Origin of the sequence: Wenzhouxiangella sp. XN79A (assembly GCF_012272825.1) — a bacterium.
In the GTDB taxonomy this organism is placed as follows: Bacteria; Pseudomonadota; Gammaproteobacteria; order Xanthomonadales; family Wenzhouxiangellaceae.
Map to the genome: position 1 here is coordinate 14,244 of NZ_JAAWWS010000129.1, position 22,522 is coordinate 36,765.

Annotated in this window: 21 protein-coding genes and 1 tRNA gene; 7 read left to right on the top strand and 15 right to left on the bottom strand. The window is 69.9% G+C overall.

Features of this window, described 5'->3' with window-relative positions; translation table 11 throughout:
- Positions 1–50: 50 nt before the first annotated feature.
- The 12 genes from HFP89_RS02085 to HFP89_RS02140 form a co-directional block, all read right to left on the bottom strand.
- Positions 51–2,207: a primosomal protein N' gene (locus HFP89_RS02085; RefSeq protein ID WP_168715985.1), complete on the bottom strand. Its 2,157-nt coding sequence runs from the start codon at positions 2,205–2,207 to the stop codon at positions 51–53.
- Positions 2,208–2,280: 73 nt separating this feature from the next.
- Positions 2,281–4,458 (bottom strand): carboxy terminal-processing peptidase, encoded by a 2,178-nt coding sequence (locus tag HFP89_RS02090; protein ID WP_168715986.1) that lies wholly within the window; start codon positions 4,456–4,458, stop codon positions 2,281–2,283.
- Positions 4,459–4,708: 250 nt separating this feature from the next.
- Positions 4,709–5,368, bottom strand: coding sequence for a lipoyl(octanoyl) transferase LipB (gene lipB / locus HFP89_RS02095; protein ID WP_206212185.1), 660 nt, complete (start codon positions 5,366–5,368; stop codon positions 4,709–4,711).
- 20 nt (positions 5,369–5,388) lie between these two features.
- Positions 5,389–5,670, bottom strand: a complete 282-nt coding sequence (locus HFP89_RS02100) for a DUF493 domain-containing protein (RefSeq protein ID WP_168715988.1) — start codon at positions 5,668–5,670, stop codon at positions 5,389–5,391.
- The gene (locus HFP89_RS02105) at positions 5,663–6,826 is read right to left on the bottom strand and encodes a D-alanyl-D-alanine carboxypeptidase family protein (protein WP_168715989.1); all 1,164 of its coding nucleotides are present in this window, start codon (positions 6,824–6,826) and stop codon (positions 5,663–5,665) included. Before HFP89_RS02105 ends, HFP89_RS02100 begins: the two co-directional genes overlap by 8 nt.
- 91 nt (positions 6,827–6,917) lie before the next feature.
- Complete coding sequence (locus HFP89_RS02110; protein WP_168715990.1) at positions 6,918–7,706, bottom strand: septal ring lytic transglycosylase RlpA family protein; 789 nt, start codon at positions 7,704–7,706, stop codon at positions 6,918–6,920.
- 7 nt (positions 7,707–7,713) lie between these two features.
- Positions 7,714–8,724: a lytic murein transglycosylase B gene (gene mltB / locus HFP89_RS02115; protein WP_168715991.1), complete on the bottom strand. Its 1,011-nt coding sequence runs from the start codon at positions 8,722–8,724 to the stop codon at positions 7,714–7,716.
- A 77-nt stretch (positions 8,725–8,801) separates the two neighbouring features.
- On the bottom strand, positions 8,802–9,896 hold the full coding sequence (rodA, locus tag HFP89_RS02120; RefSeq protein ID WP_168715992.1) for a rod shape-determining protein RodA: 1,095 nt from the start codon (positions 9,894–9,896) through the stop codon (positions 8,802–8,804).
- Entirely contained in the window at positions 9,896–11,734 is a 1,839-nt protein-coding gene (gene mrdA, locus HFP89_RS02125) for a penicillin-binding protein 2 (RefSeq protein ID WP_168715993.1), read from the bottom strand. The genes rodA and mrdA overlap by 1 nt, the downstream gene beginning before the upstream one ends.
- A gap of 13 nt (positions 11,735–11,747) precedes the next feature.
- A complete protein-coding gene (gene mreD / locus HFP89_RS02130) occupies positions 11,748–12,245 on the bottom strand; it encodes a rod shape-determining protein MreD (RefSeq protein WP_168715994.1) in 498 nt (165 codons plus the stop codon).
- Positions 12,242–13,237, bottom strand: coding sequence for a rod shape-determining protein MreC (gene mreC / locus HFP89_RS02135; RefSeq protein ID WP_168715995.1), 996 nt, complete (start codon positions 13,235–13,237; stop codon positions 12,242–12,244). The genes mreD and mreC overlap by 4 nt, the downstream gene beginning before the upstream one ends.
- A gap of 61 nt (positions 13,238–13,298) precedes the next feature.
- Positions 13,299–14,345 (bottom strand): rod shape-determining protein, encoded by a 1,047-nt coding sequence (locus HFP89_RS02140; RefSeq protein WP_168715996.1) that lies wholly within the window; start codon positions 14,343–14,345, stop codon positions 13,299–13,301.
- A gap of 235 nt (positions 14,346–14,580) precedes the next feature.
- Between HFP89_RS02140 and HFP89_RS02145 the strand changes: the two genes are divergently transcribed.
- The 4 genes from HFP89_RS02145 to HFP89_RS02160 all read left to right on the top strand — a co-directional run bounded on the left by HFP89_RS02145 (position 14,581) and on the right by HFP89_RS02160 (position 18,322).
- On the top strand, positions 14,581–15,522 hold the full coding sequence (locus HFP89_RS02145) for a carbohydrate kinase family protein (protein ID WP_168715997.1): 942 nt from the start codon (positions 14,581–14,583) through the stop codon (positions 15,520–15,522).
- Between the two features lie 118 nt (positions 15,523–15,640).
- Positions 15,641–16,828, top strand: coding sequence for a M12 family metallo-peptidase (locus tag HFP89_RS02150; RefSeq protein ID WP_168715998.1), 1,188 nt, complete (start codon positions 15,641–15,643; stop codon positions 16,826–16,828).
- Positions 16,829–16,906: 78 nt separating this feature from the next.
- Positions 16,907–18,187, top strand: a complete 1,281-nt coding sequence (locus HFP89_RS02155; RefSeq protein WP_168715999.1) for an FAD-dependent oxidoreductase — start codon at positions 16,907–16,909, stop codon at positions 18,185–18,187.
- A gap of 58 nt (positions 18,188–18,245) precedes the next feature.
- Positions 18,246–18,322: transfer RNA gene (locus HFP89_RS02160), tRNA-Met, on the top strand.
- Positions 18,323–18,661: 339 nt separating this feature from the next.
- Here HFP89_RS02160 and HFP89_RS02165 read toward each other — a convergent pair.
- Positions 18,662–19,642 (bottom strand): SDR family NAD(P)-dependent oxidoreductase, encoded by a 981-nt coding sequence (locus tag HFP89_RS02165; RefSeq protein ID WP_168716000.1) that lies wholly within the window; start codon positions 19,640–19,642, stop codon positions 18,662–18,664.
- A 190-nt stretch (positions 19,643–19,832) separates the two neighbouring features.
- Here HFP89_RS02165 and HFP89_RS02170 point away from each other — a divergent pair, with 190 nt between their 5' ends.
- From HFP89_RS02170 to HFP89_RS02180, 3 genes are read left to right on the top strand one after another with little or no spacing between them, the layout of a single operon-like run.
- On the top strand, positions 19,833–20,288 hold the full coding sequence (locus tag HFP89_RS02170; protein WP_168716001.1) for a hypothetical protein: 456 nt from the start codon (positions 19,833–19,835) through the stop codon (positions 20,286–20,288).
- Positions 20,289–20,300: 12 nt separating this feature from the next.
- A complete protein-coding gene (locus HFP89_RS02175) occupies positions 20,301–20,483 on the top strand; it encodes a hypothetical protein (RefSeq protein WP_168716002.1) in 183 nt (60 codons plus the stop codon).
- A gap of 10 nt (positions 20,484–20,493) precedes the next feature.
- Positions 20,494–20,808, top strand: a complete 315-nt coding sequence (locus HFP89_RS02180) for a helix-turn-helix domain-containing protein (protein WP_168716003.1) — start codon at positions 20,494–20,496, stop codon at positions 20,806–20,808.
- A gap of 338 nt (positions 20,809–21,146) precedes the next feature.
- Here the strand turns inward: HFP89_RS02180 and HFP89_RS02185 are convergent, their stop codons facing one another.
- Together HFP89_RS02185 and HFP89_RS02190 are read right to left on the bottom strand one after the other, a co-directional pair.
- Positions 21,147–21,773 (bottom strand): YceI family protein, encoded by a 627-nt coding sequence (locus HFP89_RS02185; protein ID WP_168716004.1) that lies wholly within the window; start codon positions 21,771–21,773, stop codon positions 21,147–21,149.
- Entirely contained in the window at positions 21,770–22,498 is a 729-nt protein-coding gene (locus tag HFP89_RS02190; protein WP_168716005.1) for a CDP-alcohol phosphatidyltransferase family protein, read from the bottom strand. The genes HFP89_RS02185 and HFP89_RS02190 overlap by 4 nt, the downstream gene beginning before the upstream one ends.
- Positions 22,499–22,522: the final 24 nt, after the last annotated feature.

Here is a 22,522-nt window from a genome sequence, read left to right on the forward strand (position 1 = left end):
CAGGTCTCGCGCACGCGAAACGCCCGTCCGGCCCCGGACGGGCGTTTTCGTTACAGCTCCAGCGGATCGACATCCACGTGCCAGCGCACCCGCGCGGCGTCGCGGTCGGCCGGGATCGTGTCCAGCAGCCGCGCCACCGTCCGCTGGATCGGCGCTCTCTCGGGCGCCATCAGCCACAGCTGGTAGCGCCAGTGGCCGGCGCGCCGCTGCAGCAGCGCCGGCAGTGGACCGGCCAGCCGGACTTCGTTCGAGCCCACCGTGCCGGCCACCCGGGCCAGGAAGGCGCGGGCACGGTCGGCCGACTGGGCCTCGGCCCGGACCATGGCCAGCGACCAGGCCGGCGGCAGTTCGGCGGCGGCCCGCTCGGCGCGCAGCAGCTCGGCCAGCTTCAGGTACGACCCGGCCGCCATCGCCTGGACCAGCGCGTGCTCGGGGTGACGGGTCTGCAGCACGAATTCCCCCGGATCGCGCCGGCCGGCCCGGCCGGCGACCTGGAACACGGTCTGGGCCAGCCGCTCGGGTGCGCGGAAATCGGCGCTGAACAGCGAGGTGTCGGCGTCCAGGACCACGGCCAGGCCGATGCCCGGCAGGTGGTGGCCCTTGGCCAGCATCTGGGTGCCGACCAGGATGCAGGGATCGCCCCGGCCGACCTGCTCCAGGAGCTGTTCGAACTCGTCGCGACCGCGCATGCTGTCGCGATCCACGCGCAGCACCGGCACGTCGGGAAACCGCTCGTTCAGCGCGTGCTCGATGCGCTCGGTACCGCTGCCGGCCGCCGCCAGCCGCGGCGAATCGCACTCCGGGCAGCGCGGCGGCACGGGCCGCTGCTGGCCGCAGTGGTGGCAGCTCAGGCGAGCGGCCTGGCGATGCCAGGTCAGGTGCGCGCTGCAGCGGCTGCAGTCGGCCTGCCAGCCGCATTCGTCGCACATCAGCACCGGCGCGAAGCCGCGGCGGTTGCGGTAGACCAGCACCTGTTCGCCGGCCTCGAGCCGACGCCGGATCCGCTCGACCAGCGCCTCGGTCAGCCCCTCGCGTCGCGTCGCGCCGCGCAGGTCCTCGATCCGCCAGCGCGGCATCACGGCGCCGCCGGCCCGGCGCGGCAGGTCGAGCAGGCGATAGCGACCGTCGTGAACGTTCTGCAGGCTCTCCAGCGAGGGCGTGGCGCTTCCCAGCACGATCGGGATGCCCAGCCGGCTGGCCCGCAGCACGGCCACGTCGCGGCCGTGGTAGCGCATGCCGTCGAACTGCTTGAACGAGCTGTCGTGTTCTTCGTCGACGACGATCAGGCCCGGGTTCCTCAACGGCAGGAACACCGCCGAACGGGTGCCGATCAACACCCGTGCCTCGCCGCTGTGCGCGGCCTCCCAGGTCGCCACCCGCTCGCCGTCGGACAGGCCCGAGTGGTAGACATGGGCGGCGAAGCCCAGCCGCGCTTCGACCCGGCGGACCAGCTGCGGCGTCAGGCCGATTTCCGGCAACAGCAGCAGCACCTGGCGGCCGCGGCGGACCAGCGCACGGGCCGCCTGCAGGTAGACCTCGGTCTTGCCGCTGCCGGTCACTCCGGCCAGCACGAAGGCCTCGAAGCGATGGCGCGCGGCCAGCACGGCGGCCACGGCAACGCGCTGCTCCGGGTTCAGCGTCGGCCCGGGCACCGGCTCGCGGGCCGGCGCGTCGCAGGTCTCGATCCGGCCCTGCTCCAGCATCCGGCGCAGGGCATCGGCCGGGTGGCCCGCGGCCTGCAGCGCATCGCGCCGCTGCGGGCCGTCGGTGAGCGCCTCGACCACCTCGGCCTGGCGCGGCGCGCGGGCCAGGTCGACGGCCCGGCCGGCATCGGTCAGGTGCAGCCACGCCGGTCCGGCGCGACGGAACGGCTCGGGCCGGCGCAGCGCCACCGGGAGGGCGTGGGTGACCAGTTCGCCGGGCGGGCTGGCGTAGTAGCGGGTGGTCCAGCGCAGCAGGTCCAGGTGCTCACGGTCCAGCAGCGCGTCGTCGAGCACCTGCAGCACGGGCTTGAGCCTGTCGGGGTCGAAGGTCGTGGAATCGGCGCGCTCGATCACCACGCCGACCAGTCGCCGACGACCGAAGGGCACGACCACGCGCGCGCCCGGCGACGGCGGATTGCCGTCGACCGGCGGCGCGTAGTCGAACAGGCCGTGCAGCGGCACCGGCACCGCTACGCGCACGACGGTGGGACGACCGCCGCTCACGAAAAAGGACCGGCCGCAGTGCGACCGGTCCCGGATCGGTTGAAGCGGCCGGCCGCCACGCGGCGGTCCGGGCTCAGTCCAGGCCGCCGCCGCCCGGCAGCACCGGGTCGGTGGCCTGGACCAGGCGATGCTGGTCCCGGTCCAACTCGATCAGGTCGGCGAGAATGCGGGCCGATTCCTGCAGCAGCACGTCGGGTTCTTCGATCGCGTCGTCGTCGACGTTCGCGACCTCACCTTCGCCGGCCTCGCCGTCCGGGTCGACGGTCGGGTCCGCGCCTTCGTCACCGCCGCCTTCGTCGGCAGCATCGTCGTCGGCATCATCGACCGCGGCCAGTCCGCCGTAGCGGGCCTTGCGGCGCGCCTCGGCTTCTGCGTGCTCGCGTCGCCGCTCGGATTCCAGCAGCGACACACTGGTGCGGTCGGCCAGTTCTTCGAACTCGCCGAACTCGTCGATCAGGTCGCGCAGATCGGTGTTCGACTCGCGGCGATCCCGATGCCGGGCTTCGGCCGGCGACATCAGCGGCGACAGGTCGGCCACCGGCCGGAAGTCGGCCTGGTCGATCTCGGCCCAGGGCAGCGCGAAGTCCAGCGCCGACTCGCCGTATTCCGACGGGTCGCCGAAGCTCGGCAGCAGGATGTCGGGCACCACGCCCCGGGCCTGGGTCGAGCCGCCGTTGATGCGGAAGAACTGGGCCATGGTCAGCTTGACCTGGCCGAGCCGCATATCGTCGGACTGGCGCGCGTAGTCGTCGAGGTTGAACAGGTTCTGCACCGTGCCCTTGCCGTAGGTCGGCTCGCCGATGATCACGCCGCGGCCGTAGTCCTGGATCGCGGCGGCGAAGATTTCCGACGCCGAGGCGCTGGCCCGGTTGACCAGCACGGCCAGCGGTCCGTCCCAGGCCATGCCGGGCTCGCGATCTTCCTCGACCGTCACCCGGCCGCTGTGGTCGCGGATCTGGACCACCGGGCCTTCGTCGATGAACAGGCCGGTCATGGTCGTCGCCTCGATCAATGCACCGCCGCCGTTGTTGCGCAGGTCGACGACCAGACCGTCGATGTCCTCGGCGCGCAGTTCGTTGATCAAGCGGCGCACGTCGCGGGTCGACGAGCGGTAGTCCGGTTCGTTGCGGGCGCGGCCGCGGAAGTCGACGTAGAAGACCGGCACCTGGATCACGCCGATCCGACGGGTCCGGCCGTCGACCTCGATCTCCTCGACCTGGGCCTGGGCGGCCTGCTCCTCGAGCTTGACCTCGTTGCGGACGATATCGATGACCTTGGCCGGACCCTTCAGGCCGGTGTCGCCGGGCAGCACCTCCAGCCGGACCACGGTCTCGCGCTCGCCGCGGATCAGGTCGACGACATCGTCCAGCCGCCAGCCGACCACGTCCTGGAACGCCTCTTCGCCCTGGGCCACGCCGATGATCCGGTCGCCGGCCTTCAGCCGACCGTCGAGGTCGGCCGGGCCGCCGGTGACGACTTCCTGGACCTCGACATACTCGTTGTCGACGCTCAACAGCGCGCCGATGCCGTCCAGCGAAAGCTTCATCGAGATTTCGAAGTTGTCGGCCAGCCGCGGCGACATGTACGAGGAATGCGGCTCGATCGAGCCGGCGTAGGCGTTCATGAAGTACTGGAACACGTCCTGGGCGTTGAAGTCGCGGACCCGGCGCTCGATGTTGGCGTAACGCTCGTCGAGCGTCTCACGGATGTCATCGACCTCGCGGTCGGCCAGCATCAGGCCCAGCCAATCGTTCTTGACCCGCTTTCGCCAGATTTCGTCCAGCTCGGCGTTGTCGGCGACCCAGTCGGCCTCGCTGCGGTCGAAGCGGTAGCGCTCATCGACGCTGAAGTCGAACTCCGAATCGAGCATCCGGCGGGCGTGATCGATGCGCTCGACCGCGCGTTCGCGGTAGCGGTTGAAGATGATGTAGGCCGGCTCGAGGTCGCGGGTCTTCAGCGCCTCGTCCAGCACCGTGCGGAAGCGCGCCATTTCCTCGATGTCGCTGGCCAGGAAATACATCCGGTTCGGGTCCAGCAGCTCCAGATAGCGCTCGAACACGCGCTCGGACAGCGCGTCGTCCAGCGGCATGCGACGGTAGTGGTAATTGGACATGAACCGGGTCGCCAGGCTGGTCGCGAAGCGATGTTCGATGGCCGGCTCGAGCGGTTCGATCGGTTCCACCTTGGCCAGCGCGGGCACGATCAGCGCCAGACCGAGGACGAGTGCGGAAAGCTTGATTCGTTTCTTCATGACCATGTCAGACCAGCGCAACGGGTTCGGGTTTCATCGGGATGTGGCCGGCCGGCGAACTGCGCGGACGCGGTGCGGACCTTCAAGCGAGTGTACCCCGCCACTCATTGTGTAACGTATGGCGAATCGGAGAGCGTTTGACTGCAAGGCCTGTCTCGCAGGGAATGGCAGCGTCCTTTCCAGGAGACAGAACGCCGCAGATGAATGCTCCCGGGCTCGCCATACGTCACACAATGAGTGACGGGGAACACTAGCGAACGCCGGACAACAGTGCGTGAGGGCCATCATCGGCCGCGGCCGGACGGCAGTCAAGCCCCAGCCGCTGGCCGAGCCGGTCGACGAAATCCCGGCGCGCCTGCAGCGGGTCGACGGCCGGCGCGAGGTCGGCCAGCCGGGTCATCGCCTGTCCGGCATAGCCGCAGGGATTGATCCGCGCGAACGGCGCCAGGTCGACATCCAGGTTGAAGGCCAGGCCGTGGTAAGTGCAGCCGCGGCGCACCTTCAGGCCGATCGAGGCGATCTTGGCGCCGTCGACGTAGACGCCCGGGGCGCCGTCCTTGCGCGCACCGACCAGGCCGTAGCCGGCCAGCTGGACGATCACCGCCTCCTCCAGTTCGTGGACCAGGCAGCGGATGCCCAGGCCCAGCCGCTCCAGGTCGAGCAGCGGGTAGGCCACCAGCTGGCCGGGGCCGTGGTAGGTGACCTGGCCGCCGCGATCGGTCTGGACCACCGGAATGTCGCCGGGCGCCAGCACGTGCTCGGGCCGCCCGGCCAGGCCCTGGGTGAACACCGGCGGATGCTCCAGCAGCCACAGCGCGTCCGGCGTGTCGGCGTCGCGCGCATCGGTGAACTCGCGCATCGCCGTCCAGCTGTCGGGATACGGCACCCGACCCAGCCAGTAGACGTCCAGGCGTCGCGGCGCGGCTTCGGTCACAGGGTCATCACCACGATGTCGAGCGCGCGCAGCGCGGCGTAGACGGCCTCCAGGGTCGGTCGGGAATCGACCTCGACCTCGACCGTGATGCTCTGGAACCGGCCGTTGCGGCTGGGCCGGATGGTCACGGTTTCATGGTCGACCGCCACGTCCAGCGCGGCGATCGCGGCCAGCACCTGGTCGAGCGCCTGCTCGCGGGTGCGGGTCAGTGCCTTGACCGGGTAGCGGCACGGGAATTCCAGCGCTCCGTCCTTGTCGAGTCTCAGGTCGTCAGTCATCGCCGCCGAACAGACCGCCGAACCAGAGGCCGATGCCGTCGGTGGTCCGCCCCCACCAGCCGGCCTCGGGCACGTCGTGCATGACGACCAGCGGCTGCTCCAGCTCCAGCTCGCCGTCGAGCAGGATCTGCAGCGTGCCGTAGTCCTGTCCTTCGCTGAACGGCGCCACCGGGCGACGCGGTACCACCAGCTCGGCGGCCAGCCGATCCTGGCGGCCGCGCGGCACGGTCAGGAACACGTCGCCGGCCACGCCCAGCGCCATCTCGTCGAGCGCGCCCTTCCAGACCTCGGCACGGGTCAGCTCCTCGCCGGCCGAATACAGCTTGAAGGTCTCGAAGAAGCGGAAGCCGTAGTTCAGCAGCGACTGGCTGGCCTCGGCCCGCGCGTTCTCGCTGGCCGTGCCCATGACCACGCTGATCAGCCGCATCCCGTCGCGCTGGGCCGAGGTGGCCAGGCAGTACCCGGCGGCCTCGGTGTGGCCGGTCTTCAGGCCGTCGACCGAGTCATCGCGCCGCAGCAGCAGGTTGCGATTGGTCTGGCGAATATCGTTGAAGGTGAATTCCAGCTGGGAATACCAGGCGTAGTACTCCGGGAATTCAGCGATCAGCGCGCGCGACAGCGTCGCGACGTCGGCCGCGGTGGTGTAGTGGTCGGCGTCGGGCAGCCCGGTGGAGTTCCGGTAGTTCGTGCCGGTCATGCCCAGGCGCTGGGCCTCGGCGTTCATCATCTGGGCAAACACCGACTCGGTGCCGGCCACGTGCTCGGCCAGCGCCACGCTGGCGTCGTTGCCCGACTGGATGATCACGCCCTTGAGCAGGTCCTCGACGCTGACCTCGGTGCCGACCTCGACGAACATCTTCGAGCCACCGGTGCGCCAGGCCTTCTCGCTGATCCGGACCGACTCGTCCAGACGCAGGTTGCCCGAGGCCAGTTCGCGGAACACCACGTAGCTGGTCATCAGCTTGGTGATGCTGGCCGGTTCGACCTGCAGCTCGGGGTCCCTGGCGGCGATGATCTCGCCGGAGTGGAAGTCCTGCAGCACGAAGCTGGTCGCGGCCAGGTCGGGTGCCGCGGGCACCGGCACCTGGGCCGCGGCGCGGCCGGCGGCCAGCACCAGCAGCAGGAAGCAGAACATCAGTCGTCGTTGAAAGGTCATTGGATCCGTTTCGTTGGTGTGGGGTGGTCGGCTGGAGCCTGTCCAGCCTATGAACGCCGCAACCGATGCCGGGTTCCCCGGGCGCCGCGTCTCAAGGATAGACGTAGACCGGCGGGCCGAGGCCCATGCCGGCGATCCGCCGGGACAGCGCCTCGGCCCGCGCGGCGTCGCGCAGCGGCCCGATTCGCACCCGCCAGAAGGTCCGTCCGTCGACCCGGTCGCGCTCGACGCGCACGCGGTCGATGTCGGCCTGGCGCAGCTGGCGCGCGACGCCCTCGGCGGTCCGTTCGTTCGAGAATGCCCCGGCCTGGATCAGCACCGGCAGTTCGCGCGGGCTGCCGATGGTATCGACCGGCAGCTCGGCCTGGTCGATGGCCCGCACCTCGACCCGCGCGGTGCCGCTGTCGACCACGTCGAGCAGCACCGCCGCGGCATACGACAGGTCGATGATCCGGCCGTCCTTGAACGGACCGCGATCGTTGACCCGGATCGTCAGCGTCCGACCGTTGTCCAGGTTGGTCACCTCGACCCAGGTCGGCAGCGGCAGCGTCTTGTGCGCAGCCGAGACCCGGTACATGTCGAAGGGCTCGCCGGACGAGGTCGGGCGGCCGTGGAACTTGCTGCCGTACCACGACGCCAGGCCGCGCTCCCGATAGCCACGCGCTGACGGCAGCACGTGGTAGGTGCGGCCGAGCACGGTGTACGGGCTGTGGTTGCCGTAGCGGGCGCGCGGCTCCGGGCGCGGCTCGGGCACTTCGATCCGGCTCGGGTCCAGCGGCCGGCCAGCGCCATCGCGCGGCTCGCGGACCTCGCGCCCGCCGCATCCGGCCAGCAGGAAGATCAGCAGCAGCAGGGCCGAGCGGGCCAGGACCGTCGTCATCGTGCGCTCATTCACCCAGCGCGGCCAGGCTCGGCCCGCTCTCGACACCGGCCGTCCGCGCGATCTCCGCGGCCAGCTGCGAGACGGCCATCGCGTACAGCGGCGAGCGGTTGTAGCGGGTGATCACGTAGAAGTTGAACAGGCCGATCCAGTGCTCCGGACCGTTCTCGCCCTGCAGCTCGATCAGCGTGGCGTCGGTGTCGCCCGGCAGGCCGCGCGCATCGAACTCGATGCCCAGCTCGGCCAGGTCGTCCAGCGTGGTTTCCGGCTTGATCGGGAATTCGCGGTCCAGGCCGGCCGGCAGCGCGCGGATCGGCAGCACCGACGGCTGGTCCGGGCGCCAGCCGTGGACCTTGAGGTAGTTCGCCACCGAGCCCAGCGCATCGGGCAGCGACTGCCACAGGTCGCGCGAGCCGGTGCCGTCGAAATCGACCGCGTAGGCGCGGTAGCTCGAGGGAATGAACTGGCCCAGGCCCATCGCGCCGGCATAGGAGCCGCGCACCTCTTCCAGCGGCAGACCCTCCTCGGCGGCCAGCTGGAAGTACTGGCCCAGTTCGCGAGCGAAGAACGCGCCGCGACGCGGGTAGTAGAAGCCCAGCGTGGCCAGCGCATCGACCACGCGGTAACTGCCGGTGATGGTGCCGTAGTTGGTCTCGACCCCGATGATCGCCAGCACGAACGGCGCCGGCACGCCGAACTCGGTGGCGACCCGGTCGATCAGCTCGCGATGCTCGGTCCAGTACGCCGCGCCGGCGTCGATCCGCGTCCGGCCAAGGAAGATCGGCCGGTACTGGTACCAGGGCTTGCTTTCGGCCGGCCGGGTGATCGCATCGATGATCGCCTGCTGGTACTCGGCACGCTCGAGCACGGCGCGCACGTGGGCGGGGTCGAGGTCGTATTCGGCCACGACCCGCTCGACGAACGCGTCCGCGCCGGGATGGGGTTCGGCCGAAGCCGGGCCGGCGCTCGTCGCCAGCGTGAACACAGCGGTGAACAGGAACAGCGAGAGCTTGTGCATCGGATCTCCGTCGAAGAATGCGCCGCAGCGTAATCGGACCATGAATGAAAGACCACCAACGACGCCGACGATTCCGTTCACTTCATGAATTTCCGTCGGCTGTACAGGCCCATGATGATACCGAAGGCGGTGAGCAGGGTCGCGGCCGACGTGCCGCCGTAGCTGACCAGCGGCAGCGGAACGCCGACCACCGGCAGCAGTCCGCTGACCATGCCGGCGTTGACCAGGAGGTAGACGAAGAACAGGAACACCAGACTGCCGCCGAGCAGGCGAGCGAACACGTCGCGCATCTGGCCGACCAGCACCATCGCGCGCAGCAGGATGGCCACGTACAGCGCCATCAGCCCGAGCACGCCGAGAAAGCCGAACTCCTCCGACAGCACCGCCAGGATGAAGTCGGTGTGCGGCTCGGGCAGGAACTCCAGCCGCGACTGGCTGCCCTCCATCCAGCCCCGCCCGGTCAGCCCGCCGGTGCCGACCGCGATCTTGCTCTGGATGATGTTCCAGCCCTCGCCGAGCGGATCGGATTCGGGGTTGAGGAAGGTCAGCACCCGGTTCTTCTGGTAGTCGTGCAGCCGCGACCAGATCAGTGGCGCGGCCGCCACCAGGCCGGCCAGGCCGAGCAGGATCCAGCGCCAGCGAACGCCGGCCAGGAACAACACCATGACCCCGCCGGCCGCGACCAGCACCGAGGTGCCGAGGTCCGGCTGGACGACGATCAACCCGGTCGGCACGCCGATCAGCACCGCGCAGGCGGCGAAGTCCTTCAGCGTCGGCGGCAGCGGCTTCTGGTGCAGCCAGCTGGCCACCATCAGCGGCACCGCGATCTTCATGATCTCCGAGGGCTGGAAACGGATCAGGCCGATGTCGAGCCAGCGCTGTGCGCCGCGTCCGACGCCGAACAGCAGCACGGCGATCAGCAGCGCCACCCCGCCGGCATAGATCCACGGCGCCCAGCGCCGGTAGAACGACGCCGGCAGCTGGGCGGCGATCACCAGCAGCCCGAAACCGAACCCGAGCCGGACGATCTGTCGCCAGACCAGGCCCGTACTGCCGTCGCTGGCGCTGTAGAGCACCAGCAGGCCGAAGCCCATCAGCACCACCAGCAGGCCGAGCAGCCACGGGTCGAAGCGCAGCAGGCGCGGCCGCAGATCGATCGGCCCGGTGTCCATCACCGCCCGTCCCCGTCGACCAGGCTTCGATCGTCCGGCGCGCCGACCGCCCGCGCAATGACCCGGGCCGCGACCGGCGCGGCCACGGTGGCGCCCCCGCCGCCGTGCTCGGCGACCACGGCCACCGCGACCCGCGGCGCATCGACCGGCGCGAACCCGATGAATAGCGCGTGGTTGCGCAGGAACTCGGGCAGTTCTTCGTCGTCTTCGTCCTCGCCGTCCTGCGGCCGCCCGAACACCTGCGCGGTGCCGGTCTTGCCGGCCAGCGGCACCGGCACCTCCGCGGCGATCGCACGCGCGGTCCCGCGCGCACCGACGATGACGGCTTCCAGTCCGTCGAACACCGCGTCCCAGTCGGCCGGGTCGTGCGCGATGACCCGGACCGGCTCGGCCCGACCGACCAGTCGGGGCGGCGCGGTGTGGCCTCGGCCGGCCAGCGCGGCGGTCATCCAGGCCAGCTGCAGCGGAGTCACCACGGTGAAGCCCTGGCCGATGCCGGTGATCACGGTCTCGCCGGGGAACCACGGTTCGTTCAGCTCGCGCCGCTTCCAGCTGCGGCTGGGCAACACGCCGGCGAATTCGCCGCGCAGGTCGATGCCGGTCGGCTGGCCGAGGCCGAACAGGGCCAGCTCGCGCGAGATGGCGTCGATGCCCAGGTCGTTGGCCAGCTGGTAGAAATACACGTTCACCGACTGTTCCAGCGAGGCCCGCAGATCGACCCAGCCGTGACCGCCCTCGCGCCAGTCGCGGTATTCGCGCGAGTGGCCCGGCAAGCGGAACACGCCGCTGGAAAACACCCGCGTCTGCGGGGTGATCCGGCCGGACTCGAGCCCGGCCAGGGCGATGAAGGGCTTGATCGTCGAACCCGGCTCGTAGCCGCCGGACAGGAACCGGTTGAACAGCGGCCGGTAGGGGTTCTCGAGCAGCGCCCGGTAGGCCGACGACGAGATGCCGTTGACGAAGTCGTTGGGGTCGTAGCCCGGCTTGCTGACCAGCGCCAGCACCTCGCCGGTCGCGACGTCCAGCGCGACCACCGCGCCGGACTGGGTGCCCAGCGCCTCGAGCGCGGTGAGCTGGAGATCCAGGTCGATGTTCAGGCGCAGGTCCTCGCCCGGGATCGGATCGACGCGCTCCAGCACCCGGACGACCCGACCCTGGGCGTTGGTCTCGACCCGCTCGACGCCCGAAGTGCCGTGCAGCAGATCCTCGTAATAGCGCTCGATGCCGGTCTTGCCGGTGTGCGTGGTGGCGCGATAATCATCCGGGTCCAGGCGGTCGAGGTCGCTGGCGTCCAGCCGCGCGACATAGCCGATGACGTGCGACAGCGCCTCGCCGTGCGGGTAGTGCCGGGTCAGGTACGGCTCGATTTCCAGGCCTTCGAGCCGATGCCGCTTCAGGGCCAGCGCGGCGACCTCGTCTTCGGTCAGGTTGGTCTTGAGGGTGACCGGCTGGAACGGGCGACTGCGCATCCGGTCCAGCGCGAAGCGCTCGCGCTCTTCGTCGCTGAGACCGACCAGCCCATCGACGGCATCGAGCATCGCGGCCCGGTCCTCGACCCGTTCCGGCACCACCACCAGCCGGTAGGCCGCCCGATTCTCGGCCAGCACGCGGCCGTGGCGATCGAGAATCAGCCCCCGGTTCGGCGCGACCGCCTGCAGACGGACCCGATTGTTCTCGGCCCGCGCGGCCAGGGCATCGTGGCTGGCCAGCTGGAGGTAGGCAAACCGCGCGACCACGCCGCCGAGCGCCAGCAGCATCAGCACGGTGACGATCACCAATCGGCGGTTGACGCGCAGCTGCGCCAGCGGGTCGATCGAGGCGGTGGTCCAGCCCTTCATGGCGCCGGCCCGTTCATGCGCGCCCCCCGCGCCGCCGCGAGCGCAGCCCGTCGAGCAGCAGGAACAGCCATGGCCACAGCGCCATACCGACCAGCGGCGGCAGCCAGAAGGCCCAGCCCGGCCAGGACCGCTCCAGCAGGCCGACCACCCACAGGTGGACGACCCGGTCGTTGAGCAGCAGCGCACCGACGGCCAGCGCCTGCTGCCAGGGCGGGAAGAAGCGGATGCGGTTGCGGAAGCGGCGCAGCAGGAAATTCAGGATCACCAGGCTCAGCGCATGGCGACCGAGCAGCGCACCGGTCAGCACGTCGACGACCAGGCCCAGCGCAAAGGCCGGGCCCAGCCCGTGCAGCCGGCCCGACTCCAGGTGCCAGTAGATCATCACCAGCGCCACCCAGTAGGGCCGGAACGGCTCGAGCGCGACCGGCAACGGCACCACCGTAAGCACCAGCGCGGCCAGCACCGAGCCGGCCACCACCAGCATGCCCTCGCGATCGTCCCGGCGGCTCATTGCAGCCCCTCCGCGGACGCCGGCAGCGGCTCGGCCGGCGTTGGCTGTCGGTCGTTGTCGTTCTCCCCGGCCTCGCCCGGCTGTGCACCGTTGTCGATCGCCGGCGCGCCCTCCGGCGGCGTGTCCGGCCGGGTCTCGGCCTCGAGCGATTCGGGCGCCGGCGCACTCTGCAGGATCAGCACCATCCGGTTCCGATCCATTCCGGCCAGCGGCTCGACCTCGGCACGGGCGAACGGCTCGCCGTCGGGCCGCTCCAGCGCGAACAGCCGGCCGACCGGCAGGCCGGGCGGAAACTGGCCGCCGAGGCCCGAAGTCACGACCAGGTCGCCGGTCTTCACGGTGGTGTTCATCGGCAGGTCGTTGAGGCGCAGCCGGTCGACCCGCCCCGAGCCGTAGGCAATGGTGCGCTCGCCGGACGGCAGCACCTGGACCGGCAACGCGTGATCGGGGTCGGTCAGGAGGATGACCCGGGCGGTCGACCGGTCGGACTGCTCGACCTGGCCGACCACGCCGCGTGCGTCGATCACCGGCATGCCGATGCCGACGCCGTCGGTCGATCCGCGCTTGACGACGATGCGGTGGGCGAAGGGATCGAGATCGATCGCGACCAGTTCGGCGGCAAGAGCGCGCTGGGGCTGGCGCGCGGCAGCGTCGATCAGCGCGCGCAGACGGGCGTTCTCGGCGGCCAGGTCGGCCAGTTCGCCGAGCGCGGCGTCGCGCGCCAGCGCCTCACGCTCCAGCGAGCGCACCCGGTCGACCAACTCGACTCGCTGGGTCCAGAACTCGTTCAGTCGTTCGGCACTCTGGAACGGCAGGTCGATCAGCAGCACCAGCGGCTCGACCAGCTGGGTCGCGATATCGCGCAGGTGGTCGACGTAGCGACCGCGGTGGTCCAGCGCCATCAGCGTGATGGCCAGCAGCGAATACGCCATCAGGCGCGCCGTGCCGCTGGAGACGCCGATCAGCGCACGCTGGCCGTACGGGCCATTCACGACGGCCCGGTTTCAGGGTGGGGTTCGTGACGCCGGCAAGTCACCCGTGCCTCTACGACCGTCAACCGGGGAAGAAGAAATCGCCGCGGTTCTCGTCCATCATTTCCAGCGCCCGACCGCCGCCGCGGGCCACGCAGGTCAGCGGGTCCTCGGCGATGATCACCGGCAGGCCGGTTTCCTCCATCAGCAGCTTGTCGAGCTGCTTCAGCAGGGCGCCGCCACCGGTCAGGACGATGCCGGTCTCGGCGACGTCGGCGCACAGCTCCGGCGGAGTCTGCTCCAGCGCGTTCTTGACCGCGCTGGTAATCGACGACAGCGGCTCGGTCAGCGCCTCGAGCACCTCGTTGGAGTTCAGCGTGATCATCTTCGGCACGCCCTCGGCGAGATTGCGGCCCGAGACTTCCATCTCGCGCGTCTCGGTCAGCGGATAGGCGCAGCCGATCTCCAGCTTGATCCGCTCGGCGGTGGCCTCGCCGATCAAGGTGCCATAGGACCGCCGCACGTAGTTGATGATCGCGTCGTCGAAATGGTCGCCGCCGACCCGCACCGAGTTCGAGTACACGATACCGTTGAGCGAAAGCACCGCCACCTCCGAGGTGCCGCCGCCGATGTCGAGCACCATCGAGCCGCGCGCCTCGTGGATCGGGATGCCGGCGCCGATTGCCGCGGCCATCGGCTCCTCGATCAGGAACACTTCGCGCGCACCGGCGCCTTCGGCCGATTCCTTGATCGCGCGCCGCTCGACCTGGGTCGACGAACACGGCACGCAGACCAGCACCCGCGGGCTGGGCCGCAGGAAGCGCGAGGAGTGCACCTTCTTGATGAAGAACTGCAGCATCTGCTCGGTCATGTCGAAATCGGCGATCACACCGTCCTTCATCGGGCGGACCGTGCGGATGTTGCCCGGCGTGCGGCCGAGCATCTGCTTGGCCTCGATGCCGACCGAGGCGACGTTCTGGGGGCCGCCGGGGCCGCGATCCATGCGGACGGCGACCACCGAGGGTTCGTTGAGGACGATGCCCTGGCCACGCACGAAGATCAGCGTGTTGGCCGTGCCGAGATCGATCGACAGATCGTTGGAAAAGAGACCGCGCAGACGTTTGAACATGGGTACCGGTGACGTGAAGGGTGGAACCGACGCGCGAACCGCCGGGGCGAATGCGAGGTCCGCGCGCGTGTGTCGCCGTAGTGTACGCCAATCGTTCACCGCGTCCGTCCCCGATCTCATCGGATTCAGGGCATCCCGCGCGACCACGTCCACGTTCGACCGTCCCAGAGTCGCCGGACCGCCGTTAAGGGTTCGTTATACTGCCGGGCTGATTCGACACCGGGACCTTTCCCTCATGTCCATCCTGATCTGCGGCTCGCTGGCCTACGACAACATCATGGTCTTTCCCGAGCGCTTCAAGGACCACATCCTCCCCGACAAGACCCACATGCTCAACGTCGCTTTCCTGGTGCCGGAAATGCATCGGAACTTCGGCGGCTGCGCCGGCAACATCGCCTACGGCCTGCAGCAACTCGGCGGCACGCCGCTGCCGATGGCCGCGGTCGGGGCCGATTTCGATCGCTATGCCGAACGGCTCGACGAACTGGGCATCAGTCGGCGGTACGTGCTGCGCGACGACGACCACTTCACCGCCCAGGCCTACATCACCACCGACCTGGACGACAACCAGATCACCGCCTTCCACCCCGGCGCGATGAACGAGAACCACCGCAACACCGTGCCGACCGACGGCTCGATCGCCTGGGGCATCATCTCGCCCGACGGCAAGCAGGCCATGCTCGAGCATTCCGAGCAGTTCAAGGCCGCCGGCATCCCGCACATCTTCGACCCCGGCCAGGCACTGCCGATGTTCAACGGCGACGAGTTGCGCGACCTGGTCGCCAACGCCGACTGGCTGACCGTCAACTCCTACGAGTGGGAAATGATCGCCAGCAAGACCGGCTGGACCCGCGGCGAAGCGCTGAAGGGCCTCAACGGCGGGCTGATCATCACCCACGGCGGCGAGGGCTCGCAGCTGCTGACCAATGACGGCGAAGCCGCGATCCCGGCCGTCAAGCCGGCGTGCATCGCCGATCCGACCGGCTGCGGCGACGCCTACCGGGCCGGCCTGCTGTTCGGCCTCGAGCGCGGCTGGGACCCGGTCGATGCGGCCCGCCTCGGCTCATTGCTCGGCTCGATCAAGATCGCCGAGAACGCGCCGCAGGGCTACGCGCTGGACATGACCGACCTGAAGGCCCGCTACAAGGACGCGTTCGGGCGCTCGATGCCGGGCTGATCGGGCGCCGGCACGTCCCGGGCCATCGACGTTCGCCGAGCCGCTCGGCGACGCTGGAGCGGCGCCGGGATTCTGGAGTAGACTCCGAACTTCGGCGCTTGCCCCGGGAGCTCGCCAGATGCACTGGAACCGCCTGACCCACCTCGTCCTGGCCGCCCTGGCGTGGGCCGGACTTGCCGCCGCAGCCGCCGCGGAATCACCTCGACTGCAGCGCTTCGAAGCCGTCGAGCCCAGGCTGGAGAGCCGCGCCGCCGGCCTGACGATGGAACTGGCCGGCGACGGCCAGCGCTGGACGCTCGACCTCGAGGACAACACCGAGCTGCTGGCGAAGCTGACCCCGCCGCAGCGCACGCGGCTGCAGTCGCTGGACGCGCGCTGGATGAAAGGCGTCGTGCGCGGACGCCCCGGCTCCTGGGCCCGTCTGACGCGAATCGGCGAGCGCTGGACCGGCGGCTTCTTCGACGGCGAGTCGTTGCTGCTGATCGATCGCGCCGAGGCGTTTCTCGGCGCCCGGCACGCCGGCGAGACGCTGCTGTTCCGCTTCCGCGACCTCGAGTGGTCCGGCCCGATCGATTCCGGCGGCATCTCACCGCTCGGCACCCGGCAGGCTCATGCCGGTATCGGGCCGAGCTATTCCGACTTCATCGCCCACCTGCGCGACGCGCTCGGCCCGCGCGCCGCCGCCCCCCTGGCCCTGCCGGTCACGCTGGTCCTGGATACCGAGTTCCAGGGGCTCCACCCGGGCACGGCCGAAGCCGTGGCGACCGGTCGGCTGAATTTCGTCGACGGAATCTATGCCGAACAGGTCGGCGTCGGCATCGCGCTCTGGCATCTCGAGTCGCTGGCCAGCAACGGTCCCTTGACGCCGACCGACCCGTTTTCCCTGCTGCAGGAATTCCAGGACTTCATGCGCTCCGGTGGCGGCAGCAGCCTGCCGTTCGCCGGCCTTGCCCAGCTGTTCAGCGGGAAGGATTTCGACGGCGGCACGGTCGGTCTGGCCTACGTCGGCGTGCTGTGCAGCAGCTCCTTCGGCTACGGCATCAACCAGGACTTCGGTGGCGAAACCGTCAGTTCGGTGATCGTCGCCCACGAGCTGGGCCACAACTTCGGCTCGTTCCACGACGGCGACGGCAACACCTGTCCGAGCTCGGGATTCATCATGGCGCCGTCCGTCGGCGGCTCGCCGCCGACCTCGTTCAGCAGCTGCAGCCTCGACGTGATGACGCCTGCCGCGACCGCTGCCGGCTGCCTGATCGAACTCGAACCGGCCGACCTGGTCTTTCGTGACAGTTTCGAACTGCCCTGAGTTCTTGCTCGAGGCCCTACGCTGGCCGGTCGGGACCGCCCTCGAACACACGACCACGACGTGCCGTAGATTCCGACCATGAAGATCGTCATCATCGGCGCCGGCATCGTCGGCAGCACCACCGCGCTGGTGCTGACCGAGCGCGGCATCGAGGTCACCCTGATCGACGCCGAGCCCGAACCGGGCCGCGGCACCAGCCATGCCAACGGCAGCAGCCTGACGCCGGCCCACGCCGAGCCGTGGAATCCGCCGGGCGCCGGCCGCAAGCTTCTCGGCGCACTCCTCCGGCGCCGGCAGGCCTACCGCGTGTACCCGCAGGCCCTGCCCGGCCTGGTCCGCTGGGGTACGGCCTTTCTGCGCGAGTCGACGCCGGCGCGCTACTACCCGAACGCGCGGCACTGCATCCGGCTGGCCTTCCACGCGACCCGTTGCCTGGCCGAGCTGCGCGAGCGCCATGCGCTCCAGTACGACCAGCGCCTCGGCGGATCGCTGGAGCTCTACCGAACGGCCCGGGGCCTGGCCGCAGCGATCGAACTGCGCCGCCGGATCGGCGATCCGGACATCGAGTACGAACAGCTCGATCCGACCGAACTGGTCGGGGCCGAGCCGGCCCTGGCGCCGGTGGCCGACCAGTTCGTGGCCGCACTGCGGTTCCCGGCCCACGAATCCGGCGACGCGCGCCTGTTCAGCCTGGCCGCGGCCGCTCGCGCCCAGGCCCTGGGAGCCACGCTGCAGTTCGCCACCCGGGTCCGTACGATCGAACCAGCCGGCAACGGGAAGATTCGCATTTCGGCGACGATCGACGAAGAACGCCACATGTACGAGGCAGATCGAGTCATCCTGTGCACAGGAGCCGATACCCGACGGCTGCTCGAACCACTCGGCCTGCGCGTGCCGATCTACCCGGTGCAGGGGTACTCACTGACTCTTCCGGTCGGCCCGGAGATGCCGGCGCCGGCCTGGCCGCTGCTCGACTTCGAGCGCCGCTTCGTGACCGCCCGACTGGGTCCGAACCGCCTGCGGATCGCCGGCCTGGCCGACTTCACCGGCGGCAACCGATCGCTGCGCCCCGAACGGCTGGACTTCCTGCGCGACAACGCCGCGGCGCTGCTGCCCGAGCTGGCCGAGCTGATCCGGACCCACCCCGGCGAGGCCTGGACCGGCCTGCGCCCGATGACCCCGGACGGCCCGCCGCTGATCGGCCCGACCCCGGTCGACGGCCTATGGCTGAACACCGGCCACGGCGCGATGGGCTGGACCATGGCCGCCGGCTCGGCCGACCTGCTGGCCGACCGGCTGCTCGGAGAAGCCCCGAAGATCGCGCCCGAGGGCCTGGACGCCGAGCGCGCCTTCCGCTGAAGACCCGGCCGGTATTGACATCCCCGAAGCGCCACGCAACAATACGCGGCTTCCTCGTGGCTACGTAGCTCAGCTGGTTAGAGCGCGGCACTCATAATGCTGAGGTCGGTGGTTCAAGTCCACCCGTAGCCACCATTTCCTCCTTCACGATGCGTTCGACGCCGCCGGATCGAGCCGGTGCGGCGAATTTCGACGTGCGCGGTCGGCGCCGAGCGCTCAGGAAAAGGGGCCAGGGTCGAGGGGAGAGGGACGAGTGGGCGGCTCGGGCGGGGTGGACGATTCAGGTCACGGTCGGCGGCTTCGCTCCTTGAGAGGACAGACGCAAAGAAGCAAAGGTGCCAAGGGCGCAAGGAAAAACTGAAAACTGAAAACTGAAAACTGAAAACTGAAAACTGAAAACTGAGCACCGTTCACCGCTCACCGCTCACCGTTCTCCGAAACCCGAATCAGCGTCTCCCCACCCCCGCCCCACGATCACCGCACGCGACGATCCCCGCTCTCGCCCCTCGCCCCTTTCCCGGCATCGTCAAGCAGCGCTTTGACCGCGGCGTTCAGTTCGTCAACGTCGGCCCCGTCGCGCGTGAACCCGAACTCGTGCTCCGGCTGCAGCTCACGATCGAGCCAGATACCGCCCTCGGCCGGGATGGGCGGGCGCTCGGCGGCCAGCCACAGGATGGTATCGGCGCCCTGGTCGGCGTTGCGCAGCACCTTCTTCAGTGCGGCCCGGAAGCCCGGCAGCGCGGTCTTCACGCCCTCCGTATCGACCCAGCCCGGGTGCATGACCTGGACCGTCGGCGCGCCCTGCCAGCGCTCGTTCCAGGCCCGCGTCAGCGCGACCTGGGCACGCTTGTGCATCGCATAGGCCGCCATGCCGTCCCAGTCGTCGGGGTCGGGCGCGAGCATCGGCTCGATCGTCAGCGGCGTGCCGTACATGCCGCCGGACGAGACTTCGATCACCAGCGCGTCGTCGCCGAACCGGCCGGCGTCGCGCAGCCCCTCGGCGAGCACCACGTGACCGAGCAGGTTGGTTGCCAGCGAGCACTCCAGGTTCTCTTCGGTGATCCAGAAATCGTTCAGCAGCACGCCGACGTTGTCGACCAGCACGTCGATGCCGCCCTCGGCAACGGTCGGGTCGTCGACCAGCGCGCGGACCTCGCGCAGCAGCGAAAGATCGGCCCGCAGCGGACGGATCCGGCCTGCCCCCTCCGCTTCGGCCCGCAGCGTGTCGAGCTTGTCGTCGCTGCGTGCGATCGCGATCACCTCGGCGCCGAACCGACACGCCGCCAGCGCCGTGGCGCGTCCGATGCCGCCGGTTGCGCCGGTGACGACCCAGCGCTGGCCGGAAAGATCGGGCGCCAGCGGCCGCCAGTCGCGCGCGCGGCGGCGGAAACCCAGCGCGGAGAACGAGCGCAGGAAGCGGGTGTAGAAGACCAGGCTGCCGAGGGTGCGGATCATCTTGAACTCCGGCGTTTTGCGCCGTTGCGGGGCCTGCCGGTACGATACGCGGTGTGCGTCGGCAGCAGGCGACACCGCGCTGACGCACTGCTGTCGCACGCCAGTCGGCCGCCGTGGCGGTCCGCTGACGTTCCGTCGGCCCGCTCGTGTCGGTTCAATGGCCCCGAACCCGACGGCCAAGGAGCCCGACATGAACCGAACCACCGCACACGACGATATGAAACGCAACGGTCTGAACATCCACTGGAAGAACGGCATCCGGTCCTGGTTCGACCTCGATGGCATCACGATCGAGGTCTGGGGATCGAGCTGGAGCGGGCGCGAGGAAATTCGCGTCGATGGTCAGCTCGTGTCCCGCCTCCGCAGTCTGCGGCGGTCCAGCCGGCACGAGTTCACCCACGGCGGGCACGACTACGCGGTCGAGTTTTCCTGCCTGGCCCTCGGCAGCGGCACGTTCCGGATCACGCTGTACCGCGACGGCATCGAGGTCGACTCCGACGTCGGCAGCGCGATGGGCCCGGGCCTGCTCGACGCCGACGGCAAGGTGATCTGGCGGCGCGCCTGGAAGAAGATGCTGCCGATCTTCCTCATCAGCGGCCTGGCCGGCGGGGTGTTCGGCTACACCCTGGCCAGCATCCTGCCGTGATGGAGGGCCGCGATGACCATCTCGAACCGAAGCATCGGGGAGCGCCGCGGGCCGTCCCGTTCCGGACTGGGCCCTCGTCGGCCCGCCGAGCGCGGCGCGCTGGATGCCCTGGCCGGTCTGACCCTCTGGCTGACGCTGATGCACGGCGTGGCCGGGACCGGGGTCGGCTTCGTTATCGGCAGCTTCGCGCTGTGAGGGGCCGGCGATGATGATCGATTCCGAACTCGTCCGCGATCAGCGCACCCGTCGCGGCTGGACCCAGCAGCAGCTGGCCGAGGTGGCCGACCTGAGCCTGCGCACCGTCCAGCGCGTCGAGAACCAGGGCGTGGCGTCGAACGAAAGCGTCTCGGCGCTGTCGGCGGTGCTGGAACTGCCGCGCGAGGCGCTGCTGGTCCAGCCGCCGAAGCCCGGCCCGCAGCGCGCCGCCGCCGAGCGCCGCCTGGTCTGGCTCACCGCCCTGGCCGCCACCGCCGGCGCCGGCGTCGGGACCGTGGTCACGCTGCTGGTGGTCGGGGTGTGACGCCGGACCGGGGACGAGGGGCCCGAGCGGGCGGCGGATTCCGGTCACGCTCGGCGCCTTCGTTCCTCGGAGGATGGACGCAAAGACGCGAAGGTGCCAGGACCGCGGAGATTGAACCGACCCGAGCACCCAACCCCGGACCTTCTGAATCCCTGATCCCTGATCCCTGATCCCTGATCCCTGATCCCTGATCCCTAAAACCCGAAACCTGAAACCTGAAACCTGAAACCTGAAACCCGAAACCCGAAACCCGAAACCCGAAACCCGAAACCCGAAACCCGAAACCCGAAACCCGAAACCGAAACCGAAACCGAAACCGAAAACAGCCTACCCCGCCCTCACCGACCGCCGTCGTCCGCCACCCCGTCGTTCAACGCCTCGAACTCGAACCGCAACACCACCTCGTCGCCGACCAGGTCGTTGTCCAGCGCGTAGGTCATGCCCCACTCGCTGCGGCGCAGCGTGGTGGTGGCCGAGATGCCCAGCGTGTCCTTGCCGTGGCCGAACGGGTAGTCGGCGCGGCGGTTGATGGTGGTCTCGAGTTCCACGGGGTGCGACTGGCCGCGCAGGGTCAGGTTGCCGGACAGCGTGCCCTGGCCGTTCGCGCCGGGTTCGTAGTCGGTGGCCTCGAACACGATCTCCGGATGGTCGTCGGCGGACAGGAAGTCGTCGCTGCGCACGTGCCGGTCGCGACGGTCGTGGTCGGTGAACACGCTGTCGGCCTGGACGACGACGCGGCCGGAGGACAGTGTCCCGGTCTCGGGGTCGTAGACGAACCGGCCCTCGGCGTCCAGGAACAGGCCCAGGGTCCGGGCGTAGCCGATGTGCATGACCTCGAAGCCGATCGAGAAATGATCCGGATCGATCGCCCATTCGATCGGCTCGGCGCGCGCCGACCAGCAGGGCGCAAGCGCCAGCGCGGCGACCAGGGGGGCAAGCGGGGTGGCAAGACGTCGAAGGTTCATCGCGGTTCTCCTGCCGGATCGGGCCGGCGTGCGAGTTCGGTGGTGTCGAAAATGAAGGAAGCGGTCAGCGCCAGCAGCGAAAGCGAGGCCAGAGCGGTGGCCCAGCCGGCCGGCACCGCCGGGACGAGACAGGCCGCCAGGACAACGCCCTGCAGCACGCAGATCACCTTGCGGGTGCGGCCGGGGCGGAGTTCGGCGGTGAGCTTCGGCCAGGCCCGGCCGGCCAGGACGAAGGCGTAGCGCATCAGGCCGATCGCCAGCACCCACGGACCGACCTTGCCGGTCAGGGCCAGCGCCAGGCTCAGCACCAGGATCAGCAGGGCGTCGATTTCCATGTCGAAGCGGGCGCCGAACGCGCTGACCCGGCCGGTGATCCGGGCCAGCCAGCCGTCCAGGCCGTCGAGCAGCAGCGCCAGCGCGGCGAGTGCGGCCAGCATCTGCCCGTGCTCGGCGATTGCCGCCGGCGCGACCAGCAGTCCGGCCAGGACCGCGACCAGCGCCGCGCGGGCCAGGGTCACGCGGTTGGGCCAGCCGAACTCGCGCCTGTGCGCCGGCCAGGCCCGGCCGATCGCCGCGGCGACCCCGGCGTAGACCGCGACCGTGGCCAGCATCGCCAGCGCGCCGACCCGCAGCGAAAGCGGCAGCGCGGCCTGCACGACCATCGCCAGCCCGGCGCCGGCGGCCAGGTCGGGCAGGATCGGGCGGATTCGTTCGGCGATCGGCATCCGGATACCCTACTCCTTTCGCAT

Coding starts and splice junctions, on each gene's coding strand:
- rodA (WP_168715992.1), bottom strand. CDS start 9,896: ATGGACACCGGGCCGATCGATCTGCGGCCGCGCCTGCTGCGCTTCGAC.
- HFP89_RS02090 (WP_168715986.1), bottom strand. CDS start 4,458: ATGAAGAAACGAATCAAGCTTTCCGCACTCGTCCTCGGTCTGGCGCTG.
- HFP89_RS02140 (WP_168715996.1), bottom strand. CDS start 14,345: ATGTTCAAACGTCTGCGCGGTCTCTTTTCCAACGATCTGTCGATCGAT.
- HFP89_RS02175 (WP_168716002.1), top strand. CDS start 20,301: ATGACCATCTCGAACCGAAGCATCGGGGAGCGCCGCGGGCCGTCCCGT.
- HFP89_RS02190 (WP_168716005.1), bottom strand. CDS start 22,498: ATGCCGATCGCCGAACGAATCCGCCCGATCCTGCCCGACCTGGCCGCC.
- HFP89_RS02180 (WP_168716003.1), top strand. CDS start 20,494: ATGATGATCGATTCCGAACTCGTCCGCGATCAGCGCACCCGTCGCGGC.
- mrdA (WP_168715993.1), bottom strand. CDS start 11,734: ATGAAGGGCTGGACCACCGCCTCGATCGACCCGCTGGCGCAGCTGCGC.
- HFP89_RS02145 (WP_168715997.1), top strand. CDS start 14,581: ATGTCCATCCTGATCTGCGGCTCGCTGGCCTACGACAACATCATGGTC.
- HFP89_RS02110 (WP_168715990.1), bottom strand. CDS start 7,706: ATGACGACGGTCCTGGCCCGCTCGGCCCTGCTGCTGCTGATCTTCCTG.
- HFP89_RS02155 (WP_168715999.1), top strand. CDS start 16,907: ATGAAGATCGTCATCATCGGCGCCGGCATCGTCGGCAGCACCACCGCG.
- HFP89_RS02165 (WP_168716000.1), bottom strand. CDS start 19,642: ATGATCCGCACCCTCGGCAGCCTGGTCTTCTACACCCGCTTCCTGCGC.
- HFP89_RS02150 (WP_168715998.1), top strand. CDS start 15,641: ATGCACTGGAACCGCCTGACCCACCTCGTCCTGGCCGCCCTGGCGTGG.
- HFP89_RS02185 (WP_168716004.1), bottom strand. CDS start 21,773: ATGAACCTTCGACGTCTTGCCACCCCGCTTGCCCCCCTGGTCGCCGCG.
- mltB (WP_168715991.1), bottom strand. CDS start 8,724: ATGCACAAGCTCTCGCTGTTCCTGTTCACCGCTGTGTTCACGCTGGCG.
- mreD (WP_168715994.1), bottom strand. CDS start 12,245: ATGAGCCGCCGGGACGATCGCGAGGGCATGCTGGTGGTGGCCGGCTCG.
- HFP89_RS02170 (WP_168716001.1), top strand. CDS start 19,833: ATGAACCGAACCACCGCACACGACGATATGAAACGCAACGGTCTGAAC.
- HFP89_RS02100 (WP_168715988.1), bottom strand. CDS start 5,670: ATGACTGACGACCTGAGACTCGACAAGGACGGAGCGCTGGAATTCCCG.
- HFP89_RS02105 (WP_168715989.1), bottom strand. CDS start 6,826: ATGACCTTTCAACGACGACTGATGTTCTGCTTCCTGCTGCTGGTGCTG.